Here is a 25,717-nt window from a genome sequence, read left to right on the forward strand (position 1 = left end):
CCGGCCATGTCCACGACCCTGGTCATCGGCAACAAGAACTACTCGTCCTGGTCGCTGCGGCCCTGGCTGCTGCTGCGCCAGGCCGGCGTGGCCTTCGAGGAAGTCCGGCTGCCGCTGGACACGCCCGAGTTCCAGGCCCGCATCGGCGACTGGTCGCCGACCGGCCGGGTACCGGTGCTGCACGACCACGGCCAGGTGGTCTGGGATTCCCTGGCCATCTGCGAATACGCCAACGAACGCTGGTTGCGCGGCAGCGGCTGGCCGGGCGACCCGGGGCGCCGCGCGCTGGCGCGTTCGGTGGCCTGCGAAATGCACTCGGGTTTTCCCGCCCTGCGTGCCCAGCTGCCGATGAACTGCCGGCGCGAGCCGCGCGAACGGCACTGGGACCAGGCCGCGCAGCGGGACATCGACCGCGTGCAGTCGCTGTGGTCCGAATTGCGCGGGCAGGCCGGCGGCGGCGACTTCCTGTTCGGGCGCTTCGGCATCGCCGATGCGATGTTCGCGCCGGTCTGCGTCCGTTTCCGCGGCTACGGCGTGCCGCTGGCCGGGGCGGCGGCCGATTACGTCGAAGCCATCTACGCGCTGCCGGCGATGTCCGAATGGCTGATGGCCGGGCGCGCCGAATCCGAGCGGGTGGCGCACGACGAGGCCTGAGCCCCGGCGCCGCCTTAGAACGACTCAAGCTCGCAGACGTAGATCAGTTCGCAGGCACCGTCGCCGCTGTCTTCGCGGGTGAGCGAACTGCGCCACAGCCAGCCGTCGTCGCTGCGGATCTCGACCAGCCAGCCCTGCAGGCGCACGGTCTGGTCTTTTTTCACGCGGTCAATGGCGGCGGCGACGCGGTCGTTGGCCGGCACCAGGTGCATGTTCGCGCTTGAACGCACGATTTCCTGCACCGGCAGGGGCGGGCCTTCGGCACCCCAGCGGTAGTGGTACCAGCGGCCGCGCTGGGAAATGTCGAGCTGCTTGTAGACCGCGGGGTCGGCCATGCGCTGCCAGCCCAGGGCCAGGTCGGTGGGCGACAGCGCGGCATTGCGGTCGAAGCGGTAGTCCTCGCGGCCCAGCACGCGGGCCTCGAGGGCGAAGGCCGCCAGCGGGCGCAGGCGGTGCCCGTCGATCGTGGCCACGGGGGCGTCGGCAACCAGGACCTGCAGGGGTTCGGCCAGGCCGGCCGGCGATGCCATCTGCGGGCAGGCCAGGGACCCGCCGGCGCCCGTTGCCGGCACCGCGGCGGGATCGCGCCCCGCGACCCAGAACAGGGCGAGCGTGGCGACGGCCAGCGTGATCCAGAGCCAGCGCGGCATGGCGGCCGGCTCAGCGCGAAAAATCGCCCGAGGCTTCGGGCTGGTAGGCGATGGACGTGACCCGCAGGCGCAGCGAGCGCCCGCCCGGTGCGTTCCAGTCGATGCTCTGGCCCACCGACAGGCCCAGCAGGGCGGTGCCGACCGGTGCCAGCACCGAGATCTTGTGCTTGTCGACGTCGGCGTCGGGCGGATAGACCAGGGTCAGGCGATGGGTTTCACCGCCGACTTCGTCCACGCAGGTCACTTCGGAATTCATGGTGACGACGTCGGCCGGCATCTCGGCCGGCGCGACGACGTTCGCACGCTCGAGTTCGCGGCCCAGGGCCGCCGCGGCCGGCAGGGCGGCGACGGCGGGGGAGTCAAGCAGGCGTTCGAGCCGGTCGAGGTCGCGGCTGGAAACGGTGATCGGCGGCGGGGTGGCCATGGCGGCTCCAAAAGCAAAAGGGGCGCCGCGTTGCACGCGCCGCCCGGGGTAATCAAACATGTCTGGCCACGATAGCCCCTGGCCCCGCGGGCTTCAAGGCTTGGCGGGGCGCTTCCCGGGCGGGTCGTCGGCGGGCAGGTCCAGCAGGCCGGCGGGCAAGTCGCGCAGCACGCCGGCCAGGTCCTTGAGGAACACACCCATGGCCGAACTGCGGCGCCAGACCAGGGCCAGCCGGCGACTCGGTGGCGGGTCGCGGAACGAGAGCAGGCGGATGTCTTCCGAGGCCGGCACCGGCGGTTTCACCGCCAGCACGGGCAGCAGGGTGACGCCCACGCCCGCGGCAACCATCTGCCGCAGGGTTTCCAGGCTGGTGGCCCGGAAACCTTCTTTTTCGCCGGCGCCGGCCAGGCCGCAGACCTCCAGCGCGTGGTCGCGCAGGCAGTGGCCTTCCTCGAGCAGCAGCAGGTGCTGGTCGCCCAGTTCGCCCAGGCGCAGGTTGCGGCGGCCCGCCAGCGGATGGCCGTCGGGCACCGCCAGCATGAAGGGTTCTTCGAACAGGAATTCGGACTCGGCCCATTCCTCGTGCAGCGGCATCGCCAGCACCGCGGCGTCGAGCCTGCCCTCGCGCAGCATGTGCAGGATGACTTCGGTTTTTTCCTCGACCAGCAGCAGCTCCAGGCGCGGGAACCGCTTGCGGATGCGCGGCACCACGTGCGGCAACAGGTAGGGGCCCAGCGTGGGGAACAGGCCCAGGCGCACGCTGCCGGCCTCGGGGTCGGCGGTGCGGCGGGCGGTTTCGCGCATCTGCTCGACCTCGGCCAGCACGCGGCGCGCGCGCATGGCGATGTCCTGGCCGGCGGCGGTCAGCATGACGTGCCGGGGCGCGCGTTCGACCAGGGACACGCCCAGCTCTTCCTCGAGCTTCCTGACCTGGGTCGAGAGCGTGGGCTGGCTGACATGGCACGATTCCGCGGCCCGGCCGAAATGCCGCAGGTCGGCCAGGGCAACGAGGTAGCGCAGATCGCGGAGGTTCATGGCGATTGCTATAGCCTATGGAAATGTCGATGACAATCGTCGGAGCGTGAAGGCAAGGTGTGCAAGCGATAGATAAAACCTATCGGAGCGATAGGAACTATCACTTTCACATATCAATAGCTATTGCCTACCATAGCGCCAAGTTTCGATTCACCCTTCCTCAAACCCCACAGGAGCCAACATGTCCCTGATCAACACCGAAATCCAGCCGTTCAAGGCCCAGGCCTTCCACGACGGCAAGTTCGTCGAAATCACCCAGGAAACCCTGAAGGGCAAGTGGTCGGTCATCGTCTTCATGCCGGCCGCCTTCACCTTCAACTGCCCGACCGAGGTCGAGGACGCGGCCGACAACTACGCCGAGTTCCAGAAGATGGGTGCCGAGGTCTACATCGTCACCACCGACACCCACTTCTCGCACAAGGTCTGGCATGAAACCTCGCCGGCCGTGGGCAAGGCGAAGTTCCCGCTGGTCGGCGACCCGACCCACCAGCTGACCCGCGCCTTCGGCGTGCACATCGACGAAGAGGGCCTGGCCCTGCGCGGCACCTTCATCATCAATCCCAAGGGCGTCATCAAGACCCTGGAAATCCATGACAACGCCATCGCGCGTGACATGAAGGAAACCGTGCGCAAGCTCAAGGCCGCCCAGTACGTCGCCGCCCACCCGGGCCAGGTGTGCCCGGCCAAGTGGAAGGAAGGCGAGAAGACCCTCGCCCCGTCGCTGGACCTGGTCGGCAAGATCTGAGTCCTGCGTCGCGCAAGTCCCGCCCGGGCGGCCAGGCCGCCCGGGTGTTTCCCGGCGCGCATCGCGCCCAACCCGGAGGTTTCCGCCTGCGGCCGGTTCCGGCCCCAGGCGCAAACCCCTGCCCCAGGAGCCAGGAAATGCTTGACCAGAACCTCAAGACCCAGCTCGCTGCCTACCTCGAAAAGCTGCGCATGCCGATCGAACTGGTCGCGTCCCTGGACGAGGGCGAAAAGTCGCGCGAACTCGAGGCCCTGCTCGGCGAAATCGCTTCGCTGTCGGACCGGATCGCCCTGCGCCTGGACGGCGACGACGCCCGCAAGCCGTCCTTCGCGATCGCGCGCAGCGGCAGCGACATCGCCGTGCGCTTCGCCGGCATTCCGCTGGGCCACGAGTTCACCTCGCTGGTGCTGGCCCTGCTGCAGGTCGGCGGCCACCCCTCGAAGGAATCGCAGGAGCTGCTCGAACAGGCGGCGGCGCTGGACGGCGACTTCAGCTTCGAAACCTATTATTCGCTGTCCTGCCAGAACTGCCCGGACGTCGTGCAGGCGCTGAACCTGATGGCGGTGCTCAACCCGCGCATCAAACACGTGGCCATCGACGGCGCCCTGTTCCAGGACGAGGTCGAAGGCCGCGAGGTGATGGCGGTGCCCACCGTGTTCCTCAACGGCGAAGTCTTCGACCAGGGCCGCATGGACCTGGCGCAGATCATCGCCAGGCTCGATGCCAATGCCGGCTCCCGCGATGCCGACCGCATCCGCGCCAAGGCACCCTACGACGTGCTGGTGGTGGGCGGCGGCCCCGCGGGCGCGGCCGCTGCCATTTACGCGGCGCGCAAGGGCATCCGCACCGGCGTGGCGGCCGAACGCTTCGGCGGCCAGGTGCTCGACACCATGGGCATCGAGAACCTCATCGCCGTTGATCACACCCAAGGCCCGAAGCTGGCGGCGGCGCTGGACGCCAACGTGCGCGCCAACGACGTGGACGTGATGAACCTGCAGCGCGCCACGCGCCTGGTGCCCGCGGACGAGATTGGCGGCCTGGCCGAAGTGCAGCTGGCCAACGGCGCCAGCCTGTTCGCCCGCACCGTCATCCTTTCCACCGGCGCGCGCTGGCGGCAGATGGGCGTGCCCGGCGAAGAGCAGTACCGCAACAAGGGCGTCGCCTATTGCCCGCACTGCGACGGCCCGCTGTTCAAGGGCAAGCGCGTGGCCGTGATCGGCGGCGGCAATTCCGGCATCGAGGCCGCCATCGACCTGGCCGGCATCGTCGCCCACGTCACCGTGATCGAATTCGCCGACAAGCTGCGCGCCGACGAAGTGCTGCAGCGCAAGCTGCGCAGCCTGCCGAACGTGGACGTGGTGCTCAACGGCCAGAGCACCGAAGTACTGGGCGACGGCCGCAAGGTGACGGGGCTGGGGTACCGCGACCGCGCCAGCGGCGAGCACCGCCAGCTGGAGCTGGACGGCATCTTCGTGCAGATCGGCCTGCTGCCCAACACCGAATGGCTGGCCGATGCCGTTGAACTGAGCCCGCGCGGCGAGATCGTGGTCGATGCCCATGGCCGCACCTCGGCGCATGGCGTGTTCGCCGCCGGCGACGCCACCACCGTGCCCTACAAGCAGATCGTGGTGGCCCTGGGCGCCGGCGCCACCGCCAGCCTGGCGGCCTTCGACCACCTGATCCGGCATCCGCTGCCCACCGGCGTGAAAGCCCCGGGCGAGGCGGCCGAAGCCGTCTGACCCGGCCCCGTGGGAGGGACCCTCCCGCAGCGGCCCCGGCCGGCGCGTTATCATGCCCGGGCCCCCGGAGGAACGCGCCATGCCCCCAGTACAGCCCGGTGCCGCCGGCGACATCGATCGCCTGTACGCGGCCATCCCCGAACGCAATACCGGCGACTGCCTGCTGCGAACGATGCAGCAGCACCACGTGCAGCTGTCGACCATGGCCGACACCAAGGCCAACATCATCATCACCATGTCCTCGATCGTGCTGACCCTGGTGCTGGGCCGGCTCGGCGACCCGCTGCTGCGCAGCGCCTCGATCACCCTGGCCGCCTTCACGATGCTGGCGCTGCTGCTGGCGGTGCTGGCGGTGCTGCCCAAGTACCGGCCGCTGAAACTGACGGACGACACCATCCCGCCGCAGTTCAACCTGATGTTCTTCGGCCATTTCGCCGAACTGCCGCGCGAACGTTTCCTCACCGAAATCGCCGGTGCGCTCAAGTCCGACGGTTCGGTCTACGAAACCATGGCGCGCGACACCTACGCCCTGGGTTATTACCTGGCGCACCACAAGTACCGGTACCTGCGCCTGTCCTACCTGTTTTTCCTGGGCGGCTTCATCCTGGCGTGCCTGGTCCAGGGCTGGCAGCTGGTGGCCGGCTGAAGTGACGACGCTCGCCAATGCCATCCGCGAAGCCGCCGCGCGCCTGCCCGGCGACGAGGCCCGCCTGGAGGCCGAGCTGCTGCTGGCCCATGCGATCCAGCGGCCACGCAGCTGGTTTTACGCCCACTCCGGCGACGTGCTCGAAGGCAGCGACGCCCGCGCGTTCGACGCCCTGCTGCGCAGGCGCGAAGGCGGCGAACCGGTGGCGCAGATCACCGGCCATCGTGGCTTCTGGTCGCTGGAACTGGCGGTAACCCCCGACACGCTGATCCCGCGGCCGGAAACCGAACTGCTGGTCGAACTGGCGCTTGAACGCCTGCCGCTTTCGGAAATGGGCCAGGTGCTCGACCTGGGCACCGGCACCGGCGCCATCGCCCTGGCGATCGCCAGCGAAAGACCCCTGGTCGACGTCAGCGCCGTGGACGTGAGCGAAGCCGCCCTGGCGGTTGCCCGCGCCAACGCCGCCGACGCCGGCCTGCCGCTGCGCCTGCTGCAGGGCGACTGGTTCGAGCCGGTGGCCGGCGACGTTTACCGCATGATCGTTTCCAACCCGCCCTACATCCCCGAAGCCGACCCGCACCTGGGCCAGGGCGACCTGCGCTTCGAGCCGCGTTCGGCGCTGGCGTCCGGGGCCGATGGCCTGGATGCGATCCGCCTGATCGTCTCGCGTGCGCCCACGCACCTGCTGCCGGGCGGCTGGCTGCTGGTCGAACACGGCCACGACCAGGGCGCGGCGGTGCGTTCGCTGTTCCAGTCGCAGGGCTTCGCCCAGGTCGCCACCGCCCGCGACCTCGAGCGCCGCGAGCGGGTGACGCGGGGGCAGTGGCTGGGCTGAGGCGGCTTCAGCCGCCGACGGCGCTGCGGCGGATTTTGGCCAAACCCGGCCAGCGGGCCAGCAGGGCGCGGCGGATGCCTTCGGCGTCCAGGCCCGCTTCGGCCAGCAGCTGTTCGCGGCTGGCGTGTTCCTGCCAGCCGTCGGGCAAGCCCAGGTGCAGCACGGGCAGGCTGATGCCTTCGGCGGCCAGCAGTTCGGCGACGCCGCTGCCGGCGCCGCCGGCGACGACGTTGTCCTCGAGGGTCACGAAACCCTCGTGGCTCGCCGCCAGGTCCAGCAGCAGCGCCCGGTCGAGCGGTTTGACGAAGCGCATGTTCACCAGCGTCAGCCCGAACTCGGCGGCCACCGCGCCGGCGACCGGCACCATCGCGCCGAAGGCCAGCAGGGCCAGGCCGGCGCCGCGCTGGCGCAGTTCGGCCTTGCCGACCGGCAGCGTGTCCAGGCCGGGCTGCAGGGCAACGCCCGGGCCGGTGCCGCGCGGGTAACGCACGGCGGCCGGGCCGTCGTGGCGGAAGCCGGTGCTGAGCATCAGCCGGCATTCGTTTTCGTCGGCCGGCGCCATCACCACCATGTCGGGCACGCAGCGCAGGAAGCTCAGGTCGAAGCTGCCCGAATGGGTGGCGCCGTCGGGGCCGACCACGCCGCCGCGGTCGATCGCGAACAGCACGTCGAGCTTCTGCAGCGCGACGTCGTGGATCAGCTGGTCATAACCACGCTGCAGGAAGGTCGAATAGATCGCCACCACCGGCTTCACGCCCTCGCAGGCCATGCCCGCGGCCAGCGTGACCGCATGCTGTTCGGCAATGGCGACGTCGAAATAACGATCCGGGTATTCCTTGCTGAAGCGCACCAGGCCGGAGCCTTCGCGCATCGCCGGGGTGATGCCCATCAGCAGCGGGTCGGCGGCGGCCATGTCGCACAGCCAGTCGGAAAAGACCTGGGTGTAGGTGGGCTTGGCCGGGCCCGGCTTCTTGACCACGCCCACGTCCGGGTCGAAGGGGCCGACGGCGTGGTATTCGATCTGGTCGCCTTCGGCGCGTTCGTAGCCCTTACCCTTGGTGGTGATCACGTGCAGGAGCTGCGGGCCCTTGAGACCGCGCAGGGTGCGCAGGGTGGCCACCAGCGCCGGCACGTCGTGGCCGTCGATGGGGCCGGTGTAGTGGAAGCCCATTTCCTCGAACAGCGTGGACGGCACGAACATGCCCTTCCAGTGTTCTTCCCAGCGGCGCATGAAACGCGCGGCGGGCTTCTTCTTGTCGCCAAGCAGCTTCTTGCCGCCTTCGCGCAGCGCGTTGAGCGTGCGGCTGCCCGAGGCGCGTCCAAGCATCTTGGTCAGCCCGCCGACGTTTTCGGAAATCGACATCCGGTTGTCGTTGAGGATGACCAGCAGGTCGGGCTCGGGGTCCATGCCGCCGGCGTGGTTCAGGGCCTCGTAGGCCATGCCCGCGGTCATCGCGCCGTCACCGATGACGGCGACGACCTTGCGGTCTTCGCCGCGCGCGCGCGCGGCCACGGCCATGCCCAGGGCCGCGGAGATGGAGGTCGAGCTGTGGCCGACGCCGAAGGTGTCGAACTCGCTTTCCTCGCGCTTTGGGAAGGGCGCGACGCCGTCCTTTTGTTTGACCGTGTGGATGCTGTCGCGCCGCCCGGTGAGGATCTTGTGCGGGTAGCACTGGTGGCCGACGTCCCAGACCAGGCGGTCGGACGGGGTCTCGAACAGGAAATGCAGGGCCACGGTCAGTTCGATCACGCCCAGGCCGGCGCCGAAGTGACCGCCCGACTGGCTGACCTGTTCGATCAGGTAGGCGCGCAGTTCATCGGCGATCGCCGGCAGTTCGGCTTCCGGGAACTGGCGCAGGTCGGCGGGAACGGCAATGCGCGAAAGGCGCGGGTAGCGCTGGGGATCCATCGGATATCTGGCGTGGGGACAGGGCTGAATTGTCCGGCACCCCGCCGATGGGGGCAAGGCGAACCGGGGCCGCGGTTCAGGCGGCCCCCTGGCATGTCGAGCCGGTTTAGCGGCGGAAGCGACCCAGCAGGCCGCCCTTGGCCGGCTCGGGGTCGCTGGGCACCATGAGGTCGGGCTCGGCGACGCCGACGGCAAGACTGGCATTCACGTAGTCGGTGACCTCGGCCAGGCTGGCGCCGCTGAGTTCGGCGATGTCGGTCAGCAGCGCCGGGCCTTTCATCATCACCGTGGCGATGCGGAAGTGGCGCGGGAACTCGCGTTCGGTCTGCGGCCACTTGAGCAGCTTGTAGCGGTCGTTCGGGTTGTAACCCGGCGCCAGGCCCCCGTTGTGGCCACCCAGGCCCAGGATCCAGGCCAGGCGGCTGAGGGGATGGCTGCCGCCGAGTTCGGTGGCCAGGGCCGGCAGTTGCGCCGGGTCCACGGGTTCGAGGTCGGACTCGTGCACGATGGCGGTGGCGTAGGGCAGCAGGGGCTTGAGCGTGGCGCCGCCCAGGTAAACGCCCTGGGCCGGGTCGAGCACGATGGCCGGCGCGTCGCCCATCTGCAGGCGCACGGGGCCCTTGAGCGCGCCCGGCCGCAGGTAGTCGGCCAAGTGCGGATCCGCCGGCGGGGCCGGCGCGGGCTCCGGCTCAGGTGCCGGTTCGGGTTCGGGCTCAGGGGCGGGTTCGGGCGCCGGGGCGCTGGCGGCAGGCGCCTGCACCGGGGCCGGCTCTTCCGCGACCGGCGGGGCCTGGGATTCGAGCTGTGCCAGCAGGGTGGCGATGCCCTCGGCCGTGACCGGGCGGGACAGGGTGTAGTCGGTGTCGGTGCGGCCACCGGCGGTCAGGGCCACCACGACCTTGCCGCCGCTCATGGCCTTCATCAGGCTCATCTGGCCGTACATGGAATCCATGTCCACGACCACGGCCTCGGCGTCGTTTTCGTTGGCAAGCGCCCAGCGATGGGCGGCATTGGCTTGTTTGAACGCGGCTTCCACCGCTGCCTGCTCGTCGCGGGAAAGACCCGCGAAACAGATGCTTCGAGTCGTCATTTGCTGATGTTCCCCCTGGCCACGCCGGCAAGAGACGGCGCGAAGGCCGGAAGTGTCGGTGCTGGCGGGGACCGCGTCAAATCGGCTCAGGCCGGACGCGCGGGCCGGCGCGGCAGGTGGCTCTTCAGGAAGGCCATCTGGTCGGCAAGGATGTGGCGGTTCGAGAGGATCAGGTGCTCGACCCAACTGGGCCGGTAGGGCACGGCCAGAAGCGGCATGCCGGCCTGCTGCGGCGTGCGTCCGCCCTTGCGCGAGTTGCAGTGGAAGCAGGCGCAGACCACGTTCTCCCAGACGTCGCGGCCGCCGCGGGACACCGGCACGACGTGGTCGCGGGTAAGCGAATGGCGGCCGTATTCCTTGCCGCAGTACATGCAAAGGTTGCGGTCGCGCGCGAACAGCGCGGTATTGCTGAGCGAAGGCGAGGGATCCAGGGCCTTGGCCTGGGCATGGCTGCGCCCGGCCACGATCGGGTGCAGTTCGACGAAACTCTGCAGGCCGCTGGCCCGGTTGGTGCCGCCGCGCACGACCAGGCAGGGATCGCCCAGGGTCCAGGCGACGGCGCCGCGCACGTACAGGCAGACGGCATCCTGCCAGTGCATCCAGTCGAGGATCCGGCCGTGCGCGTCGAGGGAAAGAACGCGGGGCAGGGCGGTTTCGAGAAAAGACGGGGCCCCGGCCGGGTGGGGGCTGCTCCCGGAACCCACCAGACTCAAGCGGGTCGGCGGTATGCCCATCAGGGCTTGAGCATACGCCCCTCGTGTTGCAGTTCAAGCACCGCCGTCCACGCGCTGCCGTTCGTGCGCTGGGTGCCGCGGTGGGGGCGGGCTAGAATCCCGGTTCCCCCTCCAGCGGCGAGAACGGCATGCGCGGCCTGTACCCCGACCTTGAACCCTACGACAGCGGCTACCTGCAAGTGGACGGCCGCCACCGGCTGTTCTACGAACAGTGCGGCAACCCCGGGGGCAAGCCGGTGGTCCTGCTGCACGGCGGGCCGGGCGCGGGCTGCGGCGCCAAGATGCGGCGCTTCCACGACCCCAAGGCCTACCGGATCATCCTGTTCGACCAGCGCGGCGCGGGTCGCTCGACGCCGCACGCCGACCTGGTGGACAACACGACCTGGGACCTGGTGGCCGACATCGAAAAGCTTCGCCGCCACCTGGGCGTGGATCGTTGGCAGGTGTTCGGCGGCAGCTGGGGGTCGACCCTGGCGCTGGCCTATGCCCAGGCCCACCCGGGCCAGGTGAGCGAACTGGTGCTGCGCGGCATCTTCATGCTCCGGCGCTGGGAACTGGAGTGGTTCTACCAGCAGGGCGCCTCGCGCCTGTTCCCGGAGGCCTGGCAGCGCTACCTGGAACCGATCCCCGTGGTCGAACGCCACGACCTGATGAGCGCCTACCACCGCCGCCTCACCTCGGACGACGAAGCGACGCAGCTGGCGGCGGCGCGCAGCTGGTCGGTCTGGGAGGCCAGCACGAGTTTCCTGCAGGCGGACGAGGCCTTCGTGCACAGCCATGAAGACGCACACTTCGCGCTCAGCTTCGCCCGCATCGAGTGCCACTATTTCGTCAACGGCGGCTTCTTCGACGTGGACGACCAGCTGCTGCGCGACGCCCACCGGCTGAAGGACATCCCCGGCGTGATCGCGCACGGCCGCTACGACGTGGTGTGCCCGGTGCAAAACGCCTGGGACCTCAAGCAGGCCTGGCCCGGCGCCAAGCTCGAGATCGCGCCGACTTCCGGCCACTCGGCGTTCGAGCCTGAGCTCGTGGACATCCTGGTGCGCGCGACGGACGGTTTCCGCTAGCGCAGTGCCCTGTGGGAGGGCTCAGGCCGGGGTGCCGTCGGGCTCGTGGTCCAGGAGCCACAGGCCGGCCCAGAGCTTTGGGTCCATGGAATAGCCAGCGGCCATCTTGCCGGCCAGCCAGCGCGGGGCTTCGTCGACCGGGACTTCGTGCACGGTGATGTCTTCGGTGGCGTCGCCGCCGCCGGCGTTGACGCGGGTCAGGCCGCGGGCGCGCACGAAGGCGATCAGTTCGTTGCTCATGCCCGAGCTGGTGGGGCCGACCATCAGCACCTTCACCTCGTCTGCGTGCCAGCCGGTTTCTTCCAGCAGCTCGCGCCTGGCGGCTTCTTCCATGGTGTCGGCTTCATCGAGGTCGCCGACCAGGCCCGCGGGCATCTCGATCGTCGGGGCGCCCATCGGGATGCGGAACTGTTCGACGAACAGCAGCTTGCGCTCCGGCGTTACCGCGATCACGATCACCGCGCTGCCCGCGTTCGTGCGCTCGGCGTACTCCCAGTGCCCGCGTCTTACCAGCCGCAGGTACTTGCCTTCGCACATCACCACCGGTTCATTGCTCATGCCGCGGATCGTATCGCGGCCCGCCCGGTGGCGTCAGGTCGCCAGCAGCCGGCGGCGCGTGAGCGGGCCGAAGCGAAGCTGTTCGCAAAGCGCTTCCAGCGCCGCCGCGTCCGGGGCGCGGCGTTCGCACAGGCCCAGGTCGTCGGGCAGCGGCGCGTCCACGGCGATGGTCGCCAGGCGGCGCGAAAGCAGGGCGATCTCGCGGTGTTCGCGCAGGCGTCCTGCGTGCTGGCTGCTGCCGCGCATGCGCAGGAACGGCACTTCGTCCAGGCGTTCGTAGATTCCGTCGAGGCTGCCGAAGTGCGCCAGCAGGATGGCGGCGGTCTTCGGGCCGATGCCCGGCACGCCGGGGATGTTGTCGATCGCGTCGCCGGTCAGGCCCAGGTAATCGGCCACCTGGTGCGCGTGCACGCCGTAGCGCGCCTTCACCCCGTCGGCGCCCCAGCGCTCGTTGCGGGCGAAATCCCATTGCTGGTCGTCGCCGGCCAGCAGCTGGGACAGGTCCTTGTCGGCCGAAATGATCAGTCCGGCGTGGCCGGCGGCGCGCACCCGGGCCAGGCTGGCCCCGATCAGGTCGTCGGCCTCGTAGCGGCCGTCCGACAGCACCGCCAGGCCCAGCGCCCGGCACAGGGACTGGCAGTGGCCGAACTGGCGCTTGAGTTCTTCCGGCGCCGGCTCGCGGTTGGCCTTGTAGGCCGGGTAGAGCGCGTTGCGGAAGTTCGATTCCAGCGACTCGTCGAAGGCCACGGCGATGCGTTCGGGCTTCTGCCGTTCCAGCAGGTCAAGCAGGAAACGGGCGAATCCCTGCACGGCATTGACCGGCCAGCCCTCGACGTCGTGGAATTCGTCGGGCATCGAGTGCCAGGCCCGGAACACGTACAGGCTGGCATCCACCAGGTGCACGGGCCGGGTCATGGCGACCATTCGCGCAGCAGCGCGTCGGGGTCCGGGCGCTGCCGTTCGGGCGCGGCTTCGGCCGGCGTGCCGACGTGGATGAAGCCCAGCACCTGTTCACCCTCGCGAAGGCCGAGGTGGCGCTGGATTTCGATGTCGTACGCGGCCCAGCCGGTGAGCCACTGGGCCCCGAAGCCCAGGGCCTGGGCGGCCTGGAGCAGGGCGAAGCAGACCGCGCCGCCGGACAGCAGTTGTTCCTGCACCGGCACCTTGTGCCCGGGCACCGGGCAGGCCACCACCACCAGCACCAGCGGGGCCTGTGAGAAACGCCGCCGGTCCTTGTCCACCACGGCCGGCGCGGCCGCCGGGTCCTTTTCCAGGGCGCGGTCCGCCAGGCGTTCGCCCAGGGCATGCCGGGCCTCGCCGCGAATGGCCAGGAAGCGCCAGGGCGTAAGCTTGCCGTGGTCGGGCACGCGCACGGCCTCGGCCAGCATGGCCCGCAGCTGGGCCGGGTCCGGGCCGGGCTCGCCGAGCAGGCGGGAAGGCACCGAGCGGCGCTCGCGCAGGAATTTGAGAGCGTTCATCCCGGCGAGATTACCATTCGTCCGTCGGGGCTCCCGGCAGGCGGTTTTGGGAAGGAGTTCACAGTTATCTGTGGCACGATTGCCCAGAATTCCTCCACAGCGCGTAGTCCCCCCCCGGCGTGCAGAGGCCCATGAACGAAAATCCCTACTCCGGCAACGCCCCAGCCAGCGCCCCAACCTCCGCGCGGGACCTGGTGACGGCAATGCGTCGCCGCAGCACCGAACACCTGCAGGCCGTGCTGGCCCGCGTGTTCGCGCGTGCCGACGACTGGCTCTTCGACCTGGCCAAGAAGGACGGCGTGCCCGATGGTTCGCCCTACCTGTTCGCGATGCGCGCCCTGCGCGCGTCGCGTGCGCCGCTCGAGCGCGGGTTCCGCGACTACCTGGACAAGGGTTTTTCGTCCTTCGAGAACCGCACGGCGCCGCGCCGGCCCGACGAAGTCGAATCCGAGCTGCCCGAGCTGAGCCTGCTGCCCGAGGCCGAACTCGAACAGCAGCTGGCCACCAACCTCACCGCCGAAGCGATCACCCGCATCCACGGCAACCAGCTCGACGAGCTGTCCGGCCGCCTGGCGCGCATGGTCGGCGTCGCCAACCTCGAGGCCGATGGAAACCCACTCAGTGCCTACGCCCTGGCCGGTGCGATCGGTGCCGCGCACGAGGGCATCGACCTGCCCGACGACGTGCGCATGGTGCTGTTCAAGTATTACGAACGCGAGCTCATCCACGACCTGCGTGACCTGCTGACCGACCTCAATACCCGTCTGGAAGCAGCCGGTTTCCGGTCGGACAAGGTTGCCCCGAAGCCGGCCCAGAAGCCCAGGCCGCAGTCCGACTACGTGCCGCCGGCCACGGCCGATGGTTATGCCCCCGCGGCATCGGACTACATGCCCTCCGGGGCGGCCGGCGCGTCCGCCGACGGCGGCGCGGAAGACCGCGCGGTCTTCGACGCGCTCCAGCAGCTCCTGCACGCCTGGCGCCCGGCCCACCAGGGCGGCGGCCAGCAGGGCGGTCGCCAGACCGGCGGTGGCGGCCAGCGGCCGCTGCAGGCCAACGAAATGATGTCCCTGCTCTCGCTCATGCAGGCGACCGTGCCGCAGGCCGTGCACGAGGCGCTCGATCGCCCCGAAGTCTCCCTGGCCGCGCTGCTCAAGAACGAAGTACTGCGCGGCGCCAGCCGCATCGGCCTGCCGCCGGAAGACGTCAGCATCAGCCAGGCCGATGAAGACGCCGTCGACCTGGTCGGCATGCTCTTCGACGTGATGTTCGACGAGCGCGACTTCGAACAGTCCGCCCGCACCATGATTTCCCGCCTGGTCGTGCCCTTCGTCAAGGCCGCGGTCCTGGACCGTCGCCTGTTCCTCTACAAGACCCACCCGGCCCGTCGCCTGCTCAACTCCCTGGCCGAAGCCGTCGAAGGCAACCGGGGCGAAGGCCCGCAGGAGCGCGAACTGCTGCAGAAGGCCGAAAACACCGTCGACCGCCTGATCGCCGAGTTCAACGAGGACCTGGCGATCTTCGAGACCCTGGAACAGGAACTGCGCCAGTTCCTTGAACAGCACCGCCGCCGGGTCGAACTGGCAGAACGCCGCGCGGCCGAGGCCCAGCGCGGCCAGGAACGACTGGAACAGGCCCGCGACCTGGCCAAGATCGAACTCCAGCAGCGTACCCGCGGCCTGGAGCCGACGCCGGCGATGCGCGATTTCCTCGAGCGCAACTGGACCCACCACCTTTCCATGATCGCGCTGCGCGAGGGCCCCGAAAGCGGCTCCTGGCAGACGGCGCTGACCGTGGCCGACCGCCTGCTGGCCCTGCTGCCCAAGCCCGGCGACCCCGCCGAAGCCATCGAGCCGGCCGTGCAGGCCATGCGCGAACCGATCGAAACCGTACTCGCCAGCTCCGGCATCATCGGCGAGGCGGCCCAGGACGTGATGCACGGCCTGGCCGAGAGCCTCCAGCGCCGGGCCCGTGGCCAAGCGCCGGCCCAGGCCGAAGTGTCGGCCGAAGCGCACGACGACAACGTCGTGCAGATGCCCGACCGGCGTTCGCCCGCGGCGGCCGCGATCGCCGACCTCAAGCCCCGGCTCGAAGTCGTGGGCGGCAAGGCCGGGATCGAGGTCAGCGACAGCGACGTCGAGCAGATGCGCCAGATCAAGATCGGCACCTGGATCCATATCGCCGGCGAAGACGGCAAGCACCATCCGGTGAAGCTGTCCTGGATCAGCCCGATTTCCTCGCGCCTGATGTTCGTCAACCGCCGCGGCGTGCGCGTGCTGGTCGCCTCGGTCGAGGAACTGGCGGCCATGAAGCAGGCGGGCAACCTGCTGGTGCGCGAACAGGAACAGGTCTTCGACCAGGTCCTGCACCGCGTCATGGGCAAGCTGCGCGAAGACCTGGCCTGACCCCCGCCGCGTGCGCCGCGGTTTCCGGTAGCATCAAGGCCGGACAAACCGGGGAGTGGCGCGCATGGCGGCCTGCATCGTCTTCATTCGTGAAACCGCGCCTGGCGAACGGCGCGTCGCGCTGACGCCGGAAACCACGCGCAAGCTCACCGGCCTGGGCGCACGGGTGCTGATCGAACGGGGGGCCGGCGAACCGGCCTTTTTCCCCGACGCCGCCTACGCGGGCGCCGAATTTTCCGACGACGCCGACGCGGCGCTGGCGCAGGCCGACGTACTGGTCTGCGTGCAGCCCCCTGCCAATCAGCGCCTGGCCAGGCTCAATCCCGGCACGGTGGTGGTCGGCCTGCTGGCGCCGCACGCCGACCCGGCCCGGGTCCAGGCCTTCATCGACGGCAGGCTGACCGCTTTCCCCCTGGAAAAACTGCCGCGCACCACCCGTGCCCAGGCCATGGACGTGCTGTCCTCGCAGGCCGGCATGGCCGGCTACAAGGCGGTGCTGCTGGCCGCGCAGCTGGCGCCGCGCTATTTCCCGATGCTCACCACGGCGGCCGGCACCATCCGGCCGTCGAAGGTGCTGGTGGTCGGCGCCGGCGTCGCCGGCCTGCAGGCCATCGCCACCGCCCGCCGCCTGGGCGCGCAGGTGGAAGGCTTCGACGTGCGCCCGGAAACCCGCGAGCAGATCGAATCACTCGGCGGCAAGTTCCTCGACCTCGGCGTCAGCGCCGCCGGCGAGGGTGGCTACGCGCGCGAGCTCACCGCCGAAGAGCGCGCCGAGCAGCAGCGGCGCCTGGGCGAACACCTCAAGACCGTGGACGTGGTGGTCACCACCGCCGCCGTGCCCGGCCGGCCGGCGCCGAAGATCATCAGCGCCGCGATGGTGTCGGGCATGAAGCCGGGCAGCGTGGTGGTGGACCTGGCCGCGGAAACCGGCGGCAACTGCGAACTCACCCGGCCCGGTGAAACCTTCGAACAGGGCGGCGTCACCTTCGCCGGCCCGCTCAACCTGGCCAGCCAGGGCGCCATGCACGCCAGCGAGATGTACGCGCGCAACGTCTACAACTTCCTGGCGCTGTCGCTCAAGGACGGCGCGCTGGCCATGGACTGGGACGACGAACTGCTGGCCAGGACCTGCCTGGCCCACGACGGCGTGCGCCGCGACGGCTGATCAGTCGCCGCCGCCGTCCGGCGGCGGGGAAATCCCGGGGCCGCCGGTTTCCAGCCAGGCCCGGCGCTGCTCAGGGCTCATCGCCCGCCATTGTTTCTTCAGGCGTTCGCGCTGGTCTTCGGGCAGTGAGCGCATGACGCGCATCGCCTCGCGCGCCTTTTCCCGCTGGGCGGGCGTCATGTCCCGGTAATTGCGCATGCCCTGGCGGATGCGTTCGCGCTGCTCCGGCGGCATGGCCTCCCAGCGGGCCCGCCGCTCTGCGCGCTCGAGCGCGTGCACCCGCCGGGAAGCAGGCAGGGTGTCCCATTCGGCCTCGTGGCGACCGAGATACTTGCGCTGTTCCGGGCTCAGTTCGTCCCAGCTTGGCACCGTCACGCCGGCAGGCACGGCGACGGGCCCGTGGCCGGTCGGCTCATGGCCGTGCTGCCTGCCACGGTCACCGCGTTCGTGGGCCAGGGCCGGCAGCGAGACCGCCAGCAAGAGGGCAAGCAGCCAGGGAAGGCGGCGCGGCCCAGGCAAGCGGGACTTCATCGCGGTTCTCCCGGCGAAGCCACCGGCGCGTCGGCCAGCCAGGCATAAAGTTCGGCGTCTTCGGCCATCACCAGCGATTCGATTTCTTCATTGGCCAGGGGCAGCGCGCCGGGGGCTTCCGGGCCAATGCGCGAGGGAATCCACCAGGCCAGGCCCAGGGCCATGACGCTGGCCGCCACGGCGCCGGCCGGCCACATGCGACGGCCCGGGGCGCGGGATTCCGGCGCGAGCGCGGCCTCGCGGGCCCGGCGCAGCCGGAAGGCCGTGCCCTGGTCCAGGCGGTTGCTGGCTCGATCGAACAGGTCGCGGGCCCGGTCGAGGGTGGGGTCGGGGCGGCTCATCGCCATTGCTCCAGGTGGATGCGCAGGGCGGACATCGCCCGCGACAGGTGGGTTTTCACGGAGCCTTCGGAACAGCCCATGGCGGCCGCGGTTTCGGCGACGTCCAGGCCCTGCAGCTCGCGCAGCAAATAAGCTTCACGCTGGCGCCCGGGCAGGCGCCGCACGGCCTTTCCCAGCGCGGCCCAGGCGGCGCCGTCGGCGTGGCGCCGGGCCGGGTCTTCGTTCGGGTCGGGCAACATTTCCAGCGGGTCGTCGCGGCTGTCCCCGTCCCGGCCCAGCACGGCCATCACCTTGCGGCGCACGGCGTTGCGACGGTGCCGGTCGGTGACCTGCCGGCGCAGGATCGCCCAGAACAGCGGCTTCCATTCGGCCGGCGGCCGGTCGCGATAACCGACCAGCTTGATCATGGCCTCCTGCACGGCGTCCAGGGCGTCTTCCCGGTGCCCCAAGGCCAGCTCGGCCATGCGGAAGCCGCGGCGCTCGACCGACGCCAGGAAGGCGTCGAGGCTGGTCGGTTCGGCGGCGGGGGCGGCGTCGAAGGGCATCACGGGCGGGCGGTCTGGCCGGTCATGTGGCCTTATAACGCATCGCCGGCCGCCGGGTTGACCGCGCGGCACCCGGCGCTGGCCCACGTTCAAGCAGCGGTTATGATGCCAGGGCGAGCGCCATCGCACGGGGAGGGGACATGGACGGTTTCGTCGCGCTTTACATCTTCATGCTGGCCGCCTTCACGGGCTACGAAATCATCGGCCGGGTGCCGGTGATCCTGCACACGCCGCTGATGTCGGGCTCCAACTTCGTGCACGGCATCGTGCTGGTGGGCGCCATGGTGGTGCTGGGCCACGCCGACACCACGGCGGAGAAGGTCATCGGCTTCCTGGCGGTGCTGATGGGCGCGGGCAACGCGGCCGGCGGCTACGTGGTGACCGAACGCATGCTCGAGATGTTCAAGTCCAGCAAGAAGGGAGGCGGCGCATGATCTGGCTGCCGATGCTGGTCAAGGCCAGCTACCTCATCGCCGCGCTGCTGTTCATCCTGGGCATCAAGCGCATGGCTTCGCCGGTGACCGCGCGCAGCGGCATCCGCTGGGCCGGCGCCGGCATGGTGCTGGCCACGGCAGCCACGTTCGCGACGCCGGGAATGCACAACATCCCGCTTATCCTGGCCGCCGTGGTGCTGGGCACGGTGGTGGCCTGGTGGTCGGGCAAGCGCGTGGCCATGACCGACATGCCGCAGATGGTGGCCCTGTACAACGGGCTGGGCGGTGGTTCGGCGGCGGCGATCGGCGCGGTCGAACTGCTGCGTTATTCCGCGCTGGGCGTGGCGCCCTCGCAGACGGTGCTGGTGCTGGCCGTGGCGGGTGCGCTGATCGGTTCGATCGCGCTCACCGGCTCGGTGATCGCCTGGGCCAAGCTCGACGGCCGGCTGGACAAGCGTTTCACCTTCCCGGGCCAGCAGGTGTTCAACGCGCTGGTGTTCCTGGTGGCGGTGGGGCTGGGCGTGTTCACCGTGCTGGGGCTGCAGCAGCCGGTAATCATCGGCTTCTTCGTGGCGGCGCTGGCGGTGGGCATCCTGATGACGCTGCCGATCGGCGGCGCGGACATGCCGGTGGTCATTTCGCTCTACAACGCCCTGACCGGCCTGGCGGTGGCGTTCGAAGGCTACGTGCTGCAGAACGAAGCGCTGATCATCGCCGGCATGGTGGTGGGCGCGGCGGGCACGATGCTGACGCAGCTGATGGCCAAGGCCATGAACCGTTCGATCGCGAGCGTGCTGTTCGGCAGCTTCGGCGCGACGGGCGAAGCGAAGGAGATCGCCGGCGCGCAAAAGCCGATCGAAGCCGGCGACGTGGCGGCGATGATGGCCTACGCCGAGCGCGTGGTGATCGTGCCGGGCTACGGCATGGCGGTGGCGCAGGCGCAGCACAAGGTCTGGGAACTGACCCAGGCGCTGATCAAGCGCGGGGTGAAGGTGAAGTTCGCCATCCATCCGGTCGCGGGACGCATGCCGGGGCACATGAACGTGCTTCTGGCGGAAGCGGGCGTGCCCTACGACCTGATCACGGACATGGACGACATCAACCCGGAGTTCCCGACCACGGACGTGTCGCTGGTGATCGGCGCGAACGACGTGGTCAACCCGGTGGCGAAAACGGACCCGGCCTCGCCGATCTACGGGATGCCGATCCTGGACGTGTCGCTGTCGAAGAACACGATCGTGATCAAGCGCGGCAAGGGCACAGGTTTCGCGGGCATCGAAAACGCGCTCTTCTACGCCGACAACACCCGCATGCTCTACGGCGACGGCGCCGCCGCCGTGGCCGAACTCATCGCCGAACTAAAATCCGTCGACGGCGGCCACTAACCCCACGCCGTTGTAGGAGCGCCTTCAGGCGCGAATCTTTTCCGGGCTGCTGTGGGAGGGACCTCAGTCCCGAGCTCCTGACGTGCCCTTCGGCAAGCAGGGCGGCACGTGCTGCTCCCGCGGGTGGAGGCAGCGTGCAGTCGCCCTGGCCGACACGGCGCAAGTACATCCATGTAGCCTCTTCGTCGACATCCATGTCTCCGAAGGTCGGCCAGGGCGACCGCACGCTACCTCCTCGGAAGTGCCCAGTGGCCGGCAGGAAAGCACGGGTACCCGGCGCGACTTCGGTCTCGTGAAAAGGCCGCTCTCACCTCGACAACGATGATGTGTTGAGGAGGTGTCGCGCCTTCGCCCCGGCCGACTCTCGGAGACATGGATGTCGACGAGAAGCCCCCATGGATGGGTTCACGGCGTGTCGGTCGGGGCGAAGGCGCGGCGCCTCCACCCGCGTAGACGTTGAGTGCGACTCCTTGCTTGCCGAAGGGCAAGTCAGGAGCTCGGGACTGAGGTCCCTCCCACAGGGGCACAAGCAAAAGATTCGCGCCTGGAGGCGCCCCTACAAAAGGAGCGCAGCGGTCAGACGGCGAAGGCGGCGGCGTAGTTCGTGGAGTACACGGTCTTCTGCAGGACCTCGGAGATCTTGAGGTTGCCGGCGATGATCTGGCCCGAGTCGAGCAGGCGGTCGCCGCGGCCGTGGAAGTCGCAGACCCGGCCGCCGGCTTCGCGCACCAGCAGGATGCCGGCCGCGATGTCCCAGGGTTTCACGCCCGCCTCGAAGTACGCATCGGCGCGGCCGCAGGCCACGTAGGCCAGGTCCAGCGCCGCCGAACCCGTGCGGCGGATGTCCTCGGCTTCCGACAGCATGGTGCGGATCGAGTCCAGCTGCGGCGCCAGGCGCGCGCGTTCGCGCGGCGGGAAGCCGGTGACCAGCATCGCGCCCTTGAGGTCCTTGCGCTCGGCCACGCGGATCTTCTTGTCGTTGAGCAGCGCGCCCGCGCCCTTCGAAGCCGTGAACAGCTCGTTGCGCATCGGGTCGAAGATGACGCCGTGCACCGGCTCGCCGTTTTCCACCTGCGCGATCGACACGCAGAAATGCGGCCAGCCACGCAGGTAGTTCGAGGTGCCGTCCAGCGGATCGATGACGAACGTCGTGCGGCCCTTGCCCATCGCGCCCGACTCCTCGCACAGGAAGGCGGCGTCGGGGAAGGCCCGGCGAAGCTCGCGTATGATCACCGCCTCGGCCTCGGAGTCGACCTCGCTGGCGTAGTCGAGCTTCGATTTCTCGAAGACATTGAGGGCGTCGAGCTTGCCCATGTGGCGCAAGATCAGGTTACCGGCCGATCGGGCGGCCTTGACCATGACGTTGACGACAGGTTTCTGCATATTCCCGTCCGAAGAACCGCTGGATTGTGTGAAGAACAAGGGGCCGGTCCGTGCCGGCGCCGCGCAAGGATAACAGGTTGGCCAACGAAAATATCCGCATCGTGCTCGTCGGCACGCAGCATCCGGGCAACATCGGCTCCGCCGCCCGGGCCATGAAGACCATGGGCCTGGCGTCCCTTCGCCTGGTCGCGCCCGAGCGATTTCCCGACCCCGAGGCCAACATGCTGGCCGCCGGCGCCGACGACCTGCTGGCCACCGCCCCGGTCCACGACGACCTGGTTCAGGCCCTGGCCGGCTGTCGCTTCGTCGTCGGCACCAGCGCCCGCCGCCGCACCATCCCGATGCCGGAGCTGAGCCCGCGCGAGGCCGCCCGGCAGCTGGTCCAGGCCGCCGCCGACGGGCCCGTGGCCCTGCTGTTCGGCCGCGAGCGCACCGGCCTGGAAAACGAGGAGCTGCAGCGCTGCCACGCGTCGGTCTGCATCCCCACCGACCCGGACTTCGCCTCGCTCAACCTGGCCGCGGCCGTGCAGGTCCTGTCCTACGAACTGCGCCTGGCGACCCTGGAGGCCGCCGGGGGCCAGTTGCCCGTGGGTCGGCCCATGCCCCCGCCCGACACCGAGCCAGCGGCCACCGCCGACGAGCTTGAGCGCCTGTTCGGCCACCTCGAGCAGGCCCTGGACGACATCGACTTCCACAAGGGACGCCCGCCGGAGATGGTCATGGGTCGCCTGCGCCGCCTGTACCTGCGGGCCGGGCTGGACACCCGGGAGGTGAAGATCCTGCGCGGCATCCTGTCCGAGGCCCAGCGCATGGCCCGGCTGGCCCGGGGCGGGCAAGCCTAGCGCCGCCGGGGCCGGGCGAATACAGTAGGCGGGCCCCGACCCGAGTCCGAAGAGAACCCAGTGACGCCCCCTTCCCACAGTGCAGTTCCCGGTGGTGTGGTGCGCCTGGCCTTACTGCTGCTCCTGGCCGTTTCCGGCCTGGCGACCGCCGGCGACGGAGTGCTGGTGCTCGGGCGGATCAGCGATGACCCGCGCCGGCACTACGAACAGCTCAAGCCACTGATTGACTACGTCGTGCCGCGCATGAAGGACGTCGGCATCACCGAAGGCCGCGTGCTGATGGCCCGCGACCCCCAGCAGATGATGAGCTACCTGCGCCGCGGCAAGGTCGACTGGGTCACCGAAACCCCCGGCACCGGCCTGCTGCTGGCCGACCGGGCCGGCGCCCGGCCGCTGCTGCTGACCGAACGCAGTGGATCGCGCGAATACCGCAGCGTCATCTTCACCCACCGCGACAGCGGCATCACCGACCTCTCCCAGCTGCGCGGGCACACCATCGCCTTCCAGTCGCCGTCGTCCACCAGCGCCTACCTGGTGCCGGCCATGGCCCTGCTCGAGCGCGACCTGCCGATGGCCCTGATGGTCTCGCCGCTGGACCAGGGCGACGACGATTCGGTCGGCTACGTTTTCGCCAATACCGACGCCAACCTCGGCGCCTGGGTGCACAAGCGCCTGGTGGATGCCGGGGGCTTCAGCGACCAGGACTGGTCGTCGCTGCAACGCGTGTCCGAAGCCTCCCGCCGCGACCTGGTCATCATCCACACCACCGGCCCGGTGCCGCGGGCGATGGAGCTGGTCAGCGAGGACATGGACCCGAAGGTCGCCGCCCGCCTGAAGGAGGTGCTGCTGGGCGCCAGCGAGGACCCGCAGGCGCGTGACGCCCTGCGCCAGTTCTTCCGCACCACCGGATTCTACGAGGCCGACCCGGAAACCCGGCGTGCGCTCGAGGAGCTCCGACGCGGCGCCCGCGCCGTGCGCGAGGCCCTGGAATGAGGCTGCCATTCCGGCTGGGGCTGCGCGGTGAACTGACCTGGCTGCTGGCGGCGGTGATGCTGGTGGTGGCGGGTCTGTTCGGCGCGCTGTGGCTGCACACCAAGCGCAGCAACGCAGACGCCCGCGACCTGAGCGCCGGCGCCGTGCGCGAACTGGCCCGCGAGGGCCTGCTGATGCGCGGCCACACGCTGTCGAGCCAGCTGGCCGACGCCGCCACCAACCCGATGTATTACCTTGACCTGGCCAAGCTGGGCGAGCTGGCGCGTGCCACGCTGCGCCAGCCGGACGTGGTGTACGTCATCATCCACGACGCCGAAGGCCAGGTGCTGCACGACGGCTCCGGCGACATCCCCGCCTTCGGCCAGCCGATGTCCGACCCGATGGCGTTCGAAGCCCTGCAGGCGCAAGGCCCGCACGGCCAGTGGAACGACAAGCTGCTCGATGTCGCCAGCCCGATCCGCATCGGCGGCGAGCGCATCGGTGGCGTGCGCGTCGGCCTTTCGCGCGACAACGCCCTGCGCCGCGAGGTCGAGGTGCTGGGGCCGCTGGAGAAGAGCCTGGACCAGGCTAACCGCGAACACCTGGCCTGGATCGCGGCGCTGCTGGCGGCGCAGTTCGGCATCGCCCTGCTGGCGATGTGGCTGCTGCAGCGGCGCATCGTGCAGCCGATCAGCCAGCTGGCCGAGGCGGCCGGACGCATGGAAAAGGGCCGCTACGGCGACATCGAGCTGCGCTCGGAGCGGCAGGACGAACTGGGCGACCTGGTGCGTGGCTTCGGGCGCATGGCCGAAGCCGTGGCAAGGCACGACCGCGACATCCGTCGCATGGCCTACACCGACTCGCTGACCGGCCTTTCCAACCGGCTGGCCTTCCGCGAGGCGCTCGACGACCGCCTGATGACCCTGCAGGCCAGCAGCGGCGAACTGGCCTTGCTGTTCGTGGACCTCGACGACTTCAAGCGGGTCAATGACACGCTGGGCCACGAAGCCGGCGACGAAGTGCTGGGCCAGCTGTCGGTGCGCATCCGCATGACGGTTGAACGCCTGGGCGGGCAGGGCGCCGAAATCGCCCGCTTCGGCGGCGACGAATTCATCGTGCTGTTCCTGGCCGAAGACATCCGCGCCAGCTCCGGGCGCCTGGCCGAGGAACTGATCGAGGAAGTGCAGCGGCCGCTGGTGCTGCAGGGGCGGCAGGTGTTCCTGGGCGCCTCGGTGGGCATCACCCTGTTCCCCTTCGACGCCTCCAGCGCCGTGCAACTGCTCAAGAACGCCGACATCGCCATGTACCAGGCCAAGGTGGCCGGCAAGGGCTGCTACCGCTTCTATTCCAAGGCCATGGACCAGGCGGTGGAACGCCGGGTGCAGCTGGAAGAAGAACTGCGCGGCGCCTGGGAGCGCGGCGAACTCAGCCTGCACTACCAGCCGATCTACCGCCTGGCCGACGGCCGCCCGATGGGCGCCGAGGCGCTGTGCCGCTGGGAACATCCACGCCTGGGCGTGGTGCCGCCGTCCGTGTTCATCGAGGTCGCCGAACAGAGCGGGCTCATCGAGGCCCTGGGCCGGCACGTGCTGGTGCAGGCCTGCCAGGACGCCGCCACCTGGCAGCAGCCGGGCCTGGAGCCGCCCTTCGTGTCGGTGAACATCTCGCCGCGGCAGCTGCGCACCGGCGACCTGCCCGACGTGGTGGCCAGCGCGCTGCAGTCCACCGGCGTGATGCCGCAGCAGCTGCACCTGGAACTGACCGAAACCGCCGTGCTTGGCGACGAGGCCCAGGCCAGCGCCCTGCTGTCGCGACTGCGCGCCACCGGCGTCAAGGTCTGGCTGGACGATTTCGGCACCGGCTTCTCGGGCCTGAGCCACCTGCGCCGGGTGCCCGTGGACGGGGTGAAGATCGACCGAAGCTTCGTCGCCGACGTGCTGCGCGACCCGGACGACCTGGCCCTGACCTCGGCGATCATCGCCATGGCGCATTCGCTGGGCATCACCGTGGTGGCCGAGGGCATCGAGTCCGAAGGCCAGTATGCGGTGCTGCGCGAACGCGGCTGCGACCAGGGCCAGGGGTTCTGGCTGGGCCGGCCGATGCCGGCCAACGAGATGCGCCGCGCCTTCCGCGAAGCCTCGGGCGAGTAG

The 25,717-nt window shown here is 69.8% G+C and carries 26 protein-coding genes; 13 read left to right on the top strand and 13 right to left on the bottom strand.

Annotation, left to right across the window (positions count from 1 at the left end; genetic code table 11):
• The first annotated feature begins 6 nt into the window (after positions 1-6).
• A complete protein-coding gene (locus IEX13_RS02215; protein WP_188660754.1) occupies positions 7-654 on the top strand; it encodes a glutathione S-transferase family protein in 648 nt (215 codons plus the stop codon).
• Between the two features lie 14 nt (positions 655-668).
• Here the strand turns inward: IEX13_RS02215 and IEX13_RS02220 are convergent, their stop codons facing one another.
• The 3 genes from IEX13_RS02220 to IEX13_RS02230 form a co-directional block, all read right to left on the bottom strand.
• Positions 669-1,304: a hypothetical protein gene (locus tag IEX13_RS02220; RefSeq protein WP_188660755.1), complete on the bottom strand. Its 636-nt coding sequence runs from the start codon at positions 1,302-1,304 to the stop codon at positions 669-671.
• A gap of 10 nt (positions 1,305-1,314) precedes the next feature.
• Positions 1,315-1,728: a nucleoside diphosphate kinase regulator gene (rnk, locus tag IEX13_RS02225; RefSeq protein WP_188660758.1), complete on the bottom strand. Its 414-nt coding sequence runs from the start codon at positions 1,726-1,728 to the stop codon at positions 1,315-1,317.
• Between the two features lie 93 nt (positions 1,729-1,821).
• Complete coding sequence (locus IEX13_RS02230) at positions 1,822-2,763, bottom strand: LysR substrate-binding domain-containing protein (protein WP_188660760.1); 942 nt, start codon at positions 2,761-2,763, stop codon at positions 1,822-1,824.
• A gap of 181 nt (positions 2,764-2,944) precedes the next feature.
• Between IEX13_RS02230 and ahpC the strand changes: the two genes are divergently transcribed.
• From ahpC to prmC, 4 genes are all read left to right on the top strand, one after another.
• Positions 2,945-3,508: an alkyl hydroperoxide reductase subunit C gene (gene ahpC / locus IEX13_RS02235; protein ID WP_188660764.1), complete on the top strand. Its 564-nt coding sequence runs from the start codon at positions 2,945-2,947 to the stop codon at positions 3,506-3,508.
• 137 nt (positions 3,509-3,645) lie between these two features.
• The gene (gene ahpF / locus IEX13_RS02240; protein ID WP_188660766.1) at positions 3,646-5,247 is read left to right on the top strand and encodes an alkyl hydroperoxide reductase subunit F; all 1,602 of its coding nucleotides are present in this window, start codon (positions 3,646-3,648) and stop codon (positions 5,245-5,247) included.
• 79 nt (positions 5,248-5,326) lie between these two features.
• A complete protein-coding gene (locus IEX13_RS02245) occupies positions 5,327-5,893 on the top strand; it encodes a Pycsar system effector family protein (protein WP_188660769.1) in 567 nt (188 codons plus the stop codon).
• A 1-nt stretch (position 5,894) separates the two neighbouring features.
• Positions 5,895-6,728, top strand: a complete 834-nt coding sequence (prmC, locus tag IEX13_RS02250) for a peptide chain release factor N(5)-glutamine methyltransferase (protein WP_188660772.1) — start codon at positions 5,895-5,897, stop codon at positions 6,726-6,728.
• 7 nt (positions 6,729-6,735) lie between these two features.
• Here prmC and dxs read toward each other — a convergent pair whose 3' ends face one another.
• The 3 genes from dxs to IEX13_RS02265 all read right to left on the bottom strand — a co-directional run bounded on the left by dxs (position 6,736) and on the right by IEX13_RS02265 (position 10,461).
• The gene (gene dxs / locus IEX13_RS02255) at positions 6,736-8,637 is read right to left on the bottom strand and encodes a 1-deoxy-D-xylulose-5-phosphate synthase (RefSeq protein ID WP_188660775.1); all 1,902 of its coding nucleotides are present in this window, start codon (positions 8,635-8,637) and stop codon (positions 6,736-6,738) included.
• A 106-nt stretch (positions 8,638-8,743) separates the two neighbouring features.
• A complete protein-coding gene (locus tag IEX13_RS02260; protein WP_188660778.1) occupies positions 8,744-9,727 on the bottom strand; it encodes a hypothetical protein in 984 nt (327 codons plus the stop codon).
• Between the two features lie 86 nt (positions 9,728-9,813).
• A complete protein-coding gene (locus IEX13_RS02265; RefSeq protein WP_188660781.1) occupies positions 9,814-10,461 on the bottom strand; it encodes an HNH endonuclease in 648 nt (215 codons plus the stop codon).
• A 128-nt stretch (positions 10,462-10,589) separates the two neighbouring features.
• On the opposite strand from IEX13_RS02265, the gene pip reads away from it, so the two are divergent.
• Positions 10,590-11,531 (top strand): prolyl aminopeptidase, encoded by a 942-nt coding sequence (gene pip, locus IEX13_RS02270; RefSeq protein ID WP_188660783.1) that lies wholly within the window; start codon positions 10,590-10,592, stop codon positions 11,529-11,531.
• Positions 11,532-11,552: 21 nt separating this feature from the next.
• On the opposite strand, the gene IEX13_RS02275 is transcribed toward pip, so the two are convergent.
• Genes IEX13_RS02275 through IEX13_RS02285 form a run of 3 tightly spaced genes read right to left on the bottom strand, consistent with a single transcriptional unit; the run spans position 11,553 to position 13,567 of the window.
• A complete protein-coding gene (locus IEX13_RS02275; RefSeq protein ID WP_188660785.1) occupies positions 11,553-12,089 on the bottom strand; it encodes an NUDIX hydrolase in 537 nt (178 codons plus the stop codon).
• Between the two features lie 33 nt (positions 12,090-12,122).
• Positions 12,123-13,013, bottom strand: coding sequence for a 5'-3' exonuclease (locus IEX13_RS02280; RefSeq protein ID WP_188660787.1), 891 nt, complete (start codon positions 13,011-13,013; stop codon positions 12,123-12,125).
• The gene (locus IEX13_RS02285; protein ID WP_188660789.1) at positions 13,001-13,567 is read right to left on the bottom strand and encodes a nitroreductase family protein; all 567 of its coding nucleotides are present in this window, start codon (positions 13,565-13,567) and stop codon (positions 13,001-13,003) included. The genes IEX13_RS02280 and IEX13_RS02285 overlap by 13 nt, the downstream gene beginning before the upstream one ends.
• Positions 13,568-13,770: 203 nt before the next feature.
• Here IEX13_RS02285 and IEX13_RS02290 point away from each other — a divergent pair, with 203 nt between their 5' ends.
• Both IEX13_RS02290 and IEX13_RS02295 read left to right on the top strand, forming a co-directional pair.
• A complete protein-coding gene (locus IEX13_RS02290) occupies positions 13,771-15,969 on the top strand; it encodes a DUF1631 family protein (protein ID WP_188660791.1) in 2,199 nt (732 codons plus the stop codon).
• Positions 15,970-16,033: 64 nt separating this feature from the next.
• The gene (locus IEX13_RS02295) at positions 16,034-17,134 is read left to right on the top strand and encodes an NAD(P) transhydrogenase subunit alpha (protein ID WP_188660793.1); all 1,101 of its coding nucleotides are present in this window, start codon (positions 16,034-16,036) and stop codon (positions 17,132-17,134) included.
• Here IEX13_RS02295 and IEX13_RS02300 read toward each other — a convergent pair whose 3' ends face one another.
• From IEX13_RS02300 to IEX13_RS02310, 3 genes are read right to left on the bottom strand one after another with little or no spacing between them, the layout of a single operon-like run.
• Complete coding sequence (locus IEX13_RS02300) at positions 17,135-17,665, bottom strand: DUF3106 domain-containing protein (protein WP_188660795.1); 531 nt, start codon at positions 17,663-17,665, stop codon at positions 17,135-17,137.
• Positions 17,662-18,006 (bottom strand): hypothetical protein, encoded by a 345-nt coding sequence (locus IEX13_RS02305; RefSeq protein WP_188660797.1) that lies wholly within the window; start codon positions 18,004-18,006, stop codon positions 17,662-17,664. The genes IEX13_RS02300 and IEX13_RS02305 overlap by 4 nt, the downstream gene beginning before the upstream one ends.
• Positions 18,003-18,551, bottom strand: coding sequence for an RNA polymerase sigma factor (locus IEX13_RS02310; protein WP_188660800.1), 549 nt, complete (start codon positions 18,549-18,551; stop codon positions 18,003-18,005). The genes IEX13_RS02305 and IEX13_RS02310 overlap by 4 nt, the downstream gene beginning before the upstream one ends.
• Before the next feature lie 140 nt (positions 18,552-18,691).
• Here IEX13_RS02310 and IEX13_RS02315 point away from each other — a divergent pair, with 140 nt between their 5' ends.
• Together IEX13_RS02315 and IEX13_RS02320 are read left to right on the top strand one after the other, a co-directional pair.
• A complete protein-coding gene (locus tag IEX13_RS02315) occupies positions 18,692-18,985 on the top strand; it encodes an NAD(P) transhydrogenase subunit alpha part 2 (protein WP_188660804.1) in 294 nt (97 codons plus the stop codon).
• Positions 18,982-20,370 carry an NAD(P)(+) transhydrogenase (Re/Si-specific) subunit beta gene (locus IEX13_RS02320; protein WP_188660807.1) on the top strand — a complete coding sequence of 463 codons (1,389 nt, stop codon included), beginning with the start codon at positions 18,982-18,984 and terminating at the stop codon, positions 20,368-20,370. The genes IEX13_RS02315 and IEX13_RS02320 overlap by 4 nt, the downstream gene beginning before the upstream one ends.
• Positions 20,371-20,946: 576 nt before the next feature.
• Here IEX13_RS02320 and IEX13_RS02325 read toward each other — a convergent pair.
• A complete protein-coding gene (locus tag IEX13_RS02325; RefSeq protein WP_188660811.1) occupies positions 20,947-21,753 on the bottom strand; it encodes an inositol monophosphatase family protein in 807 nt (268 codons plus the stop codon).
• 77 nt (positions 21,754-21,830) lie between these two features.
• Between IEX13_RS02325 and IEX13_RS02330 the strand changes: the two genes are divergently transcribed.
• The 3 genes from IEX13_RS02330 (at position 21,831) to IEX13_RS02340 (ending at position 25,717) form a co-directional block, all read left to right on the top strand.
• On the top strand, positions 21,831-22,595 hold the full coding sequence (locus IEX13_RS02330) for an RNA methyltransferase (protein WP_188660814.1): 765 nt from the start codon (positions 21,831-21,833) through the stop codon (positions 22,593-22,595).
• A 99-nt stretch (positions 22,596-22,694) separates the two neighbouring features.
• Positions 22,695-23,588, top strand: a complete 894-nt coding sequence (locus IEX13_RS02335) for a phosphate/phosphite/phosphonate ABC transporter substrate-binding protein (protein WP_229668422.1) — start codon at positions 22,695-22,697, stop codon at positions 23,586-23,588.
• Positions 23,585-25,717, top strand: a complete 2,133-nt coding sequence (locus IEX13_RS02340; protein ID WP_188660820.1) for a putative bifunctional diguanylate cyclase/phosphodiesterase — start codon at positions 23,585-23,587, stop codon at positions 25,715-25,717. The genes IEX13_RS02335 and IEX13_RS02340 overlap by 4 nt, the downstream gene beginning before the upstream one ends.

It is taken from the genome of Arenimonas soli (genome assembly GCF_014643775.1).
GTDB lineage: Bacteria > Pseudomonadota > Gammaproteobacteria > Xanthomonadales > Xanthomonadaceae > Arenimonas > Arenimonas soli.

Coding starts and splice junctions, on each gene's coding strand:
- IEX13_RS02215 (WP_188660754.1), top strand. CDS start 7: ATGTCCACGACCCTGGTCATCGGCAACAAGAACTACTCGTCCTGGTCG.
- IEX13_RS02220 (WP_188660755.1), bottom strand. CDS start 1,304: ATGCCGCGCTGGCTCTGGATCACGCTGGCCGTCGCCACGCTCGCCCTG.
- rnk (WP_188660758.1), bottom strand. CDS start 1,728: ATGGCCACCCCGCCGCCGATCACCGTTTCCAGCCGCGACCTCGACCGG.
- IEX13_RS02230 (WP_188660760.1), bottom strand. CDS start 2,763: ATGAACCTCCGCGATCTGCGCTACCTCGTTGCCCTGGCCGACCTGCGG.
- ahpC (WP_188660764.1), top strand. CDS start 2,945: ATGTCCCTGATCAACACCGAAATCCAGCCGTTCAAGGCCCAGGCCTTC.
- ahpF (WP_188660766.1), top strand. CDS start 3,646: ATGCTTGACCAGAACCTCAAGACCCAGCTCGCTGCCTACCTCGAAAAG.
- IEX13_RS02245 (WP_188660769.1), top strand. CDS start 5,327: ATGCCCCCAGTACAGCCCGGTGCCGCCGGCGACATCGATCGCCTGTAC.
- dxs (WP_188660775.1), bottom strand. CDS start 8,637: ATGGATCCCCAGCGCTACCCGCGCCTTTCGCGCATTGCCGTTCCCGCC.
- IEX13_RS02260 (WP_188660778.1), bottom strand. CDS start 9,727: ATGACGACTCGAAGCATCTGTTTCGCGGGTCTTTCCCGCGACGAGCAG.
- IEX13_RS02265 (WP_188660781.1), bottom strand. CDS start 10,461: ATGGGCATACCGCCGACCCGCTTGAGTCTGGTGGGTTCCGGGAGCAGC.
- pip (WP_188660783.1), top strand. CDS start 10,590: ATGCGCGGCCTGTACCCCGACCTTGAACCCTACGACAGCGGCTACCTG.
- IEX13_RS02275 (WP_188660785.1), bottom strand. CDS start 12,089: ATGAGCAATGAACCGGTGGTGATGTGCGAAGGCAAGTACCTGCGGCTG.
- IEX13_RS02280 (WP_188660787.1), bottom strand. CDS start 13,013: ATGGTCGCCATGACCCGGCCCGTGCACCTGGTGGATGCCAGCCTGTAC.
- IEX13_RS02285 (WP_188660789.1), bottom strand. CDS start 13,567: ATGAACGCTCTCAAATTCCTGCGCGAGCGCCGCTCGGTGCCTTCCCGC.
- IEX13_RS02290 (WP_188660791.1), top strand. CDS start 13,771: ATGCGTCGCCGCAGCACCGAACACCTGCAGGCCGTGCTGGCCCGCGTG.
- IEX13_RS02295 (WP_188660793.1), top strand. CDS start 16,034: ATGGCGGCCTGCATCGTCTTCATTCGTGAAACCGCGCCTGGCGAACGG.
- IEX13_RS02300 (WP_188660795.1), bottom strand. CDS start 17,665: ATGAAGTCCCGCTTGCCTGGGCCGCGCCGCCTTCCCTGGCTGCTTGCC.
- IEX13_RS02305 (WP_188660797.1), bottom strand. CDS start 18,006: ATGAGCCGCCCCGACCCCACCCTCGACCGGGCCCGCGACCTGTTCGAT.
- IEX13_RS02310 (WP_188660800.1), bottom strand. CDS start 18,551: ATGCCCTTCGACGCCGCCCCCGCCGCCGAACCGACCAGCCTCGACGCC.
- IEX13_RS02315 (WP_188660804.1), top strand. CDS start 18,692: ATGGACGGTTTCGTCGCGCTTTACATCTTCATGCTGGCCGCCTTCACG.
- IEX13_RS02320 (WP_188660807.1), top strand. CDS start 18,982: ATGATCTGGCTGCCGATGCTGGTCAAGGCCAGCTACCTCATCGCCGCG.
- IEX13_RS02325 (WP_188660811.1), bottom strand. CDS start 21,753: ATGCAGAAACCTGTCGTCAACGTCATGGTCAAGGCCGCCCGATCGGCC.
- IEX13_RS02340 (WP_188660820.1), top strand. CDS start 23,585: ATGAGGCTGCCATTCCGGCTGGGGCTGCGCGGTGAACTGACCTGGCTG.